Here is a 7,741-nt window from a genome sequence, read left to right on the forward strand (position 1 = left end):
GGTCCAGCCCAGAAGAGCGATTCATTTAACCCTTAATTCGTCCGGTTTGCGGGTAATCCCGGCTCCAACGAAACCGGCCCTCCCCTTCGGTCAGGCACGAGCCCGGTGGGAGCGGAGATCCCTTTGGGAAAGCCTGCCTGGATCAAACGGACAGCCAGCTTTCCCTAATCGGCGTACCATGATCCATCCGGGTTCGGCTTCATCCACAGGAAGCTGTACCAGTAGAAGACCCCGTTGGTCTCGCTGCTGGGGGCGGTGCAGTTGTATTTGGTCCGGCCCGGGGCCAGGGCCTTTTGGGGCCGGACCATCACCTTCCCCGCGTCCCGGTCCCGCCATTCCACTTCGATGCGACCCTGGCCCGAGGCGTAGCAGGCCAGCGCCTCCAGCCGGTAGGGGCCTGCCGGGATCCGCAGGCGCAGAGCGGGCTTGTCGGCGTCGGGCTCGAGGACGCCGTCCCCGGGGGCCAGGACCTCGGCGGGCAGGGCCCGGCTGCGGACCTTGGTGGCGAAAGCCACCATGTCCGTCGTCCCCGACAGGGGGAACCGCGGCGCGGCGGTCAGGTCGCTGGTGGGCCCCACCGCCCCCGACTGCTGACCCACCCCGTAAAAGCCCAGATCCGCCACCATCTCCCTGACCGGGGCGGAGAACTCCCCGAAGGGATAGGCGAAGATGCGGACGGGGTCTTCCGTCTCCGCGGCCAGCCGGTCCTGGGCCTGCCGGATCTCGGCGCGAACCCGCTCCAGCCAGGCCGATCGGGAATCGCCACGCCGGGGACGGGCCAGATGGGGATGGGAGCGGCTGTGGTTGCCGATGGCAGCCCCGTTGTCGGCCAGCTCGCGAAGCTGATCCCACTCCATGAAGCCCGCGTAGCCCTTGTCGATGTAGTCGGTGCTCACAAATACGGTAAAGGGCCAGCCGCGCTCGGCCAGCCGCGGGTAGGCCTCGGTATAGACCGACGCGTAGGCGTCATCGAAGGTCAGGGCCACAGTCCGCTCGGGAAGGGAACGGCCCGCCTCTAGACGCTTCAGGAGCCGCGGGAGCGGCCAGACGTGGTAATCGTGCTCGGCCAGGTAGCCGAGGTGGGCCTCGAAGGTCTCGGGAGTGACGCTGGTGCTCGGCGGGGTATCGGTGCCGACGTGGTGGTATTCCAGGATGACGGCGTGATCCACCGCCGCAGCCGGGGTGGCCGGCAATATGGCAACCCCGGCAGCCACCGCCACCGCAGCCAATGCCGTTAGACCCCACAGCAGCGGGGCCGGCGAAACCGGCATCAGCCGGAACCGGTTCGGTCGCGGCGAGGACGCCGCTCCTGCCCCGCCGGCGCCCACCGCCCGGATTCGATCAGGATTCACGGGCGCCCTCCTCCAGGCCATTGCGTCGTATCATGGCCCGCACCTCGCTGACGTATTTCTCACCCTGCTCGGAATAGTTCTGGAGGCCGCCGGCCAAGGCGAAGGCGGTCAGCGGCTTGCCCGCTTCCCGGCGGCGGGCCCGGATCTCGCGCATTTCGGCGTAGGCGGGATGGCTGTTGAGATTGCGCAGGTAGCTGGCCACAGCGACCCGCACCGACTCGAAGGTTTCCACCTCGTGGCTCTTGCCGGGGGCCCGCCGTGCCGGGACCATGCCGCAGCCCTCGGTGAAGCACCACTGCCCGAACAGGTTGTTGCCCTCGCGGGCGAACCGGGAGGTGCCCCAGGCCGACTCCTTGGCCGCCTGCACCAGCACCAGGGGCTCCGGGATCACGTCCACCCGCCGCAGCAGGGCCTCGGCAACGCCCTTGCGGGTGTTGTTGGCCAGGTCCACCCGGTAGCGCCGGGCCATATCGCGGAGCCAGTCCCACTGCTCCTCCGAGATGTCGCCCTCGCGCAGCCTCGCCGCCAGCTTTTTGATCCGCTCGCGGCTCTGGCGGATCTCGCGGTTCTCGGCGCGCACGATGGGCTTCAGAAATTCGAAGAAGACGGTTTTCCGGGAATCGCCCGCGGAATATTCGCGGAAGTCGGGAAGATCGGTCTGGCCGACCGCCTCGCCCTCCTTCATCTCGCGGTCGAGGGGAAGCTCCAGCATCCCGCTCATGGCCACGAACACGATCACCACCAGAGTGATGAGCGCCAGGATGAGCAGCTGGATCCAAGGGTGCTGGAAGTGGCGGGGCTGGTTCACGGCTACCTCTTGAGCTGGTTCCGCCGCAGGCCAGGCCAACACGCCGAGCCCGGGCAATGGCCCAAATCCTCCCAAAGGCCCCGATGCGGCACAACCGGCCCGCGACCTTGGCCGCAGGAAGCAAACGATATGGCGCCGGGAACAGCCAGTCGGTGGACTGCAGTCGAACCTAACCGACGGCTCGCCCAATGAATTGGGCTCCGACAATACCCCGGCTTGGTAGGAGCCCGGCTCCGCCGGGCGAGCCGTGGACGGGCCGTTGGGGGAAGCGACGGCTCGCCCAATGAATTGGGCTCCGACAACGCCCAAGCTTGGAAAGACGGGCTGGGTCCGGGAAAGGCCGGCGCTGCTAGGCAAAAGTGCTTAGTACCGCCCGGTCACCCGTTAGCCTCAATGGCTTTCTTCAGGGCAGCGACCCGGTCCGCCAAGAGCCGGGAATCCCCCCGGGTCTCCACGTTCAGCCGCAGGAGGGGCTCGGTGTTGGAGGGGCGCAGATTGAACCGCCATTCGGCGAGCTCCACGCTGACACCGTCGGTGCGGTCGATGATGGCTTCATCGGTGGCGAATTCGGTCACCACCGCCTCCATCACCCCGTGAGGGTCGGCCACCTCGAAGTTGATCTCGCCGCTGCAGGGATAGGCCGCCTGCTGCTCGGCGACAAGCTCACCCAGAGACTTCCCCGTCCGGCTCATGAGCTCGGTCACCACAAGCCAAGGGATTATGCCGCTGTCGCAGTAGGCGAAGTCCCGGAAGAAGTGGTGCCCGGACATCTCGCCGCCGTAGACCGCATCCACCCGGCGCATGGCCTCTTTCATGAAGGCGTGGCCAGTCTTGCTCTGGACCGGCTCGCCGCCTCCGGCACGTACGGTCTCGATGGTGTTCCAGGTCAGGCGGGGGTCATGGACGATGGGTGCGCCCGGGCGCTTGGCCAGAAAGGTCCGGGCCAGGAGCCCGATCAGGTAGTAGCCCTCGACGAAATGGCCTTCCCCGTCGAAAAGGAAGCAACGGTCGAAGTCGCCGTCCCAGGCGATGCCCAGGTCCGCCCCGTAGTCTGTGACCGCCTCGGCGGTAACCGCCCGGTTTTCCGGCAAAAGCGGGTTGGGAATGCCTTGGGGGAAGTTCCCGTCGGGCTGGTGGCGGACCTTGACGAACTCGAAGGGCAGGTGCGGCTCCAGGCCGTCGATCACCGGCCCCGCCCCACCGTTGCCGGAATCCGCGACGATCCGCAGCGGCGCCAGTACGTCTCGCTCCACGTAGCCCAGCACATGGGCCAGGTACTCGGGGGTAATGTTCAGCGGATGGGGCCAGGGCTCGGGGGCTGCCGGGGCTTCGAGGGCTTCGGCCCGCTCCCGAATGGCGGTCAGCCCGGTATCGGCGCTAAGCGGCCGGGCGTCCTCCCCCACCAGCTTCAGGCCGTTGTAATCCCGAGGGTTGTGGCTGGCCGTCACCATGATGCCGCCGTCCAGGCCCCGGGCGAAGGTGGCGAAGTAGACCATCTCCGTGCCGCAAAGCCCGATGTCGTAGGCGGCGGCGCCACCGGCGTTCAGCCCGGCCACCACGCCATCCCGCAACGCTGGACTGGTAGGCCGCACATCGCGACCCACGGCAACCTCCCGAGCACCGAGCTCCTCGGCAAAGGCCCGCCCGATGCGGTAGGCGATATCGGGATTGAGGTGGTCGGGGACCTTGCCGCGAACGTCGTAGGGTTTGAAGCAGGAAAGTGTCATAAGTTTTCAGTAGTTAAGTATTAAGTAGTTAAGTTTTCAGGGTATTTTGATTCAGGGAGTTTGCCAGCCCTTGGAGCATTGCTGAAATTTCTTCAAGCTCGGCGACCATCTTGCTTGCAGCCGCCTCCTCCACCAACCCAACCGCCTTCCCTATGTGCAGCTGAGTTCGAAGTTCCGCTGCTGAACCCTTGGCCATAGAGAGAAACCGTTTGTAATCAGGAGCTGACCCTCTTTCCGCCCCTTCGGCAATATTGGAAGCCACTGACACCGATGCCCGGGTCATCTGGTTTTTCAGACCAAAGTCCTTACAATCCTCAAGACTTTTATATACCCTAACCGCAAGCTGGCAAGTCCGCTTCCAAACTTCCAGTCCTTCGCAAGCGTTATATCCCATAACCACCCCCTCTTTTATACCTTAATACTTAACTACTTAATACTCAGTCCTCCTGTAAGAATCCTCAAACCGCACAATATCATCCTCCCCCAGATAACTTCCGGTCTGCACCTCGATCAGCTCAAGCGGGATCTTACCCGGGTTGCTTATCCGGTGCTGATTACCGATGGGGATGTAGGTGGACTGATCTTCCGAGAGGAGGAAGCTCTCGCCATCCCGTTCCACCAAGGCCGTGCCCTTGACGATGATCCAGTGCTCGGCGCGGTGGTGGTGGAGCTGGAGGGATAGCTCGGCACCGGGTTTGATGAGGAGATGCTTGACCTGGTAGCGGTCCGCGTTGGCGATGCCCTCGTAGGCGCCCCAGGGGCGGTAGACCCGCTTGTGCGTAACGGGCTCGGGACGATCGGCCGCCTGGAGCTCGGCCACCAGCTCCTTGACCTCCTGCGCCCGGTCCCGGCTGGCTACCAGCACCGCGTCGCCGGTTTCCACCACGAGCTGGTTCTCCAGACCCGCGGTGGCGAGCAGGCGATCCTCGGCGCGCAGGTAGCAGTTGCGGCTGTCACGGGCGATAACGTCGCCGCGAACCACGTTGCCGTCGGCGTCCGGGTGGGAAACCTCGTGCAGGGCCGACCAGGAGCCCACATCGCTCCACCCCGTGGCCACCGGCACCACGAAGGCGTTTTCCGTGCGCTCCATGACGGCGTAGTCGATGGAATCGGCGGGCGAGGCCGCGAAGGCCGCCGCATCGACGCGGATGAAGTCCATATCCCGGGTGGCGGTCTCGACCGCCTCGCGGCAGGCCGCGAGGATCCCGGGGGCATGGCGGCCCAATTCGTTCAGATAGGTGTCCGCCCGGGTCAGGAAGATACCGCTGTTCCAGAAGTAATCGCCGGAGGCCACGAAGCCTTCCGCTGTAGCCGCGTCCGGCTTTTCCGTGAACCCGCGGATGGGAACCGGCTCGGGGGCCTGCCCGGGACGGGACTCCGCGCGGATATAGCCGTACCCCGTCTCCGGGGAACTGGGCTCGATACCGAAGGCCACGATACCGCCCTGGTCCGCAGCCTGCTGGCCCGCGTTGACCGCGGCCCGGAAGGCTTCCGGATCCTCGATCACATGGTCGGCGGGGAGCACCAGCAGCTGGGCTGCCGGGTCGGATTGGGCGGCTTCCAGGGCAGCCAGGGCAAGGGCCGGCGCGGTGTTCTTGCCTTCCGGTTCCAGCAGGATCGCGGGATTCTGGGCGCCGACCTCGCGTAGCTGCTCAGCGGCCAGGAACCGATGCGCCTCGTTGCAAACCACGAACGGATCGGCTTCGGGTGCTAACGGCCGCACCCGCTCAGACGTGGCCTGGAGCATGGTCCAATCGTCCACCAAGGGCAGGAACTGCTTGGGGTACTGGGAGCGGGATAGCGGCCACAGGCGGGTTCCCGACCCGCCCGTGAGCAGTACCGGCACGATTCGGGCTGGGGCGTCGCTCATGGGCATATCCTGGATGGGGATGGCCAAAGCGGTATTTTAAACCGGGCAAGGGTTGGGCGGACAGCCTTCGAGACCTGGCCCCGGAATCAGGATGGCCCCGACATGGCGCTATACCGAGCGGGCACCCGGGTGGCCAACGGTCCCGGGAACCGGGCTATCGGTATGGCTATCCGTCAGGCGGGGAATGGAGCCGGTGGACGGGAATGCCGAGATGCTCGGCCGCCTCCAGCAGGTCTTCGTCCAGGGCCAAAACGCTGGCTTCCCTCGCCTCGGCACAGGCCAATTGCATGGAATCGAGGGCCCGCAGATGGATGCGGCAGGTCACCAGCCAATGGTTGGCCCGTTGAAGGACCCCACTGGTAACGGCAGCCACCTCGAACCGGCCCTCGGCCAAGTCCTCGTGGAACGCGGATTCGATCCGGTTGGCCTGGAGCTCGGTCAGCTCCCCCATGCGAACCCAACGGGCCAGAGCCGAGGCAAATTCGACGCGGGTCAGCTCGCTAATGACCACAGGCTCGGTCTGCGCCCTTAAAAGGGTTTCAACGGCAGCGCTGGCCGCCTCCCCCCGATAGTAGGGCAGAAGGGCGCTGGTATCCGCGTACAGCATCAAAACCGCTCGGCGTTACGCAGGTCCCGCACCGTTTCGCCACTCTTCAGCCGCATCGCGGGCAGCTCTGCCCGCAGGCCCTGCCGGCTACGAAAGGCAAAACGCTGCGCGGAAGGCTTCACCAGCGGGGGCCTTGGCTTGCCCCGGCGCAGGACAAGCACCACCTCCCCCGCCCGGACCCGGTCGAGCACTTGGAAAAGCCGGTCGCGCTCGTGGCTGGTCTCCACCCTCACCTCCTGGCCTCACAAATCTCGCAGGCTGGTCGGGCATCCCCCTCAAAGCCCCATCAAGCCCGCCCCACACCGCTCCTTCGCCCCCGCATCCGCCGCATAACCCGCACCATGCGCCAGGCGTGCTGAACGAAATACAGGTGCCCCGCGAACGCCGCCAACAGGCCCAGCATCATCACCCAGTCAGGCACCCCCAATTGCCAGCCGGCAACGCCGATGGCGCCCATGGCGAAGGCGATGCCCACCAGGATGTAGACCGTCCCCCGCAGAGAAAAGCCCGCCCGCTGGAAGACGTGATGCAGGTGCTCGCGGTCCGGTGCCATGGGGTTGCGGCCCTTGCTCAGGCGCCGGACCATAAGCGACAGGGTGTCGAAGACGGGCAGCGCCAGGATCCACGCGATGGCTACCGGCGAGACCCCGGTCCCGTCGGTATAGGTGATCCCGATGGCGAACCACGCGATGCCGAAACCGAGCAGCATGCTCCCCGAATCCCCGAGGAACACGCTGGCACACGACCGCCAGGGGTGGGGGAAATTGACCCCAAGGAAGCCCAGAACGGCCCCGGCCAGGATCATCGGCAGGGCAAGCCACCCCGCCTGCCCGGCCAGCGCTGCGGTAGCCACCAGCCACAGCAACATCACCAGAGTGACGCCCCCGGCCAAGCCGTCCGCCCCGTCCATCATGTTGACCGCGTTGATCAGCCCCACCACGCACAGGAGCGTGAACGGCACCGCCAGCCAGCCGAGCTCCAAACGGCCCAGGCCGGACCACTCCCCGAGGTGGCCGACGGTGAGGCCGCCCCAAAGCACCAGCGCCCCCGCCGCGATCAGCTGTGCCAGCGCCTTGTGGCGGGGCCGAAGCTCCCGAAGGTCGTCCAGGATGCCGGCGATCAGCAGCACCCCCATGCCCCAGAACAGGCCCCGGAAATCACCGAGGTCCCGCTCCAGCAGCAGGGCCACGAAGGTGAAGCCGCCGAACAGGCCGATGCCTCCCACCAGGGCCACGTGCCCCTCGTGCAGCTTGCGTCCGCCGGGGATGTCCACCAGGCCCAGATGCACTGCAGGTCGCCGGAAGAGGAGCATCAGGAAAAGACAGACCAGAAGGGCCGCTAAAAAAAGGAGAGGCAAAGCGAGCATGGAAAGCCCTG

At 66.1% G+C, this 7,741-nt stretch carries 8 protein-coding genes; all 8 read right to left on the reverse strand.

The window, feature by feature from the left end; all coding sequences use genetic code 11:
* Positions 1-164 precede the first annotated feature (164 nt).
* The gene (locus V5A19_RS13120) at positions 165-1,352 is read right to left on the reverse strand and encodes a polysaccharide deacetylase family protein (RefSeq protein WP_332327902.1); all 1,188 of its coding nucleotides are present in this window, start codon (positions 1,350-1,352) and stop codon (positions 165-167) included.
* Complete coding sequence (locus V5A19_RS13125; RefSeq protein WP_332327903.1) at positions 1,342-2,160, reverse strand: glucosaminidase domain-containing protein; 819 nt, start codon at positions 2,158-2,160, stop codon at positions 1,342-1,344. The genes V5A19_RS13120 and V5A19_RS13125 overlap by 11 nt, the downstream gene beginning before the upstream one ends.
* A gap of 377 nt (positions 2,161-2,537) precedes the next feature.
* Entirely contained in the window at positions 2,538-3,887 is a 1,350-nt protein-coding gene (locus tag V5A19_RS13130) for a phosphomannomutase CpsG (RefSeq protein ID WP_332319806.1), read from the reverse strand.
* A 28-nt stretch (positions 3,888-3,915) separates the two neighbouring features.
* Entirely contained in the window at positions 3,916-4,281 is a 366-nt protein-coding gene (locus tag V5A19_RS13135) for a four helix bundle protein (RefSeq protein ID WP_332319805.1), read from the reverse strand.
* 36 nt (positions 4,282-4,317) lie between these two features.
* Positions 4,318-5,757 (reverse strand): mannose-1-phosphate guanylyltransferase/mannose-6-phosphate isomerase, encoded by a 1,440-nt coding sequence (locus tag V5A19_RS13140; RefSeq protein WP_332319804.1) that lies wholly within the window; start codon positions 5,755-5,757, stop codon positions 4,318-4,320.
* A gap of 166 nt (positions 5,758-5,923) precedes the next feature.
* Positions 5,924-6,364, reverse strand: coding sequence for a type II toxin-antitoxin system VapC family toxin (locus V5A19_RS13145; protein ID WP_332319803.1), 441 nt, complete (start codon positions 6,362-6,364; stop codon positions 5,924-5,926).
* A complete protein-coding gene (locus tag V5A19_RS13150; protein WP_332319802.1) occupies positions 6,364-6,591 on the reverse strand; it encodes a hypothetical protein in 228 nt (75 codons plus the stop codon). Before V5A19_RS13150 ends, V5A19_RS13145 begins: the two co-directional genes overlap by 1 nt.
* Positions 6,592-6,650: 59 nt before the next feature.
* On the reverse strand, positions 6,651-7,741 hold a 1,091-nt coding region (locus V5A19_RS13155), incomplete at its 5' end, for an MraY family glycosyltransferase (RefSeq protein WP_332319801.1).

It is taken from the genome of Thiohalorhabdus sp. (assembly GCF_036628635.1).
Classification (GTDB): domain Bacteria; phylum Pseudomonadota; class Gammaproteobacteria; order Thiohalorhabdales; family Thiohalorhabdaceae; genus Thiohalorhabdus.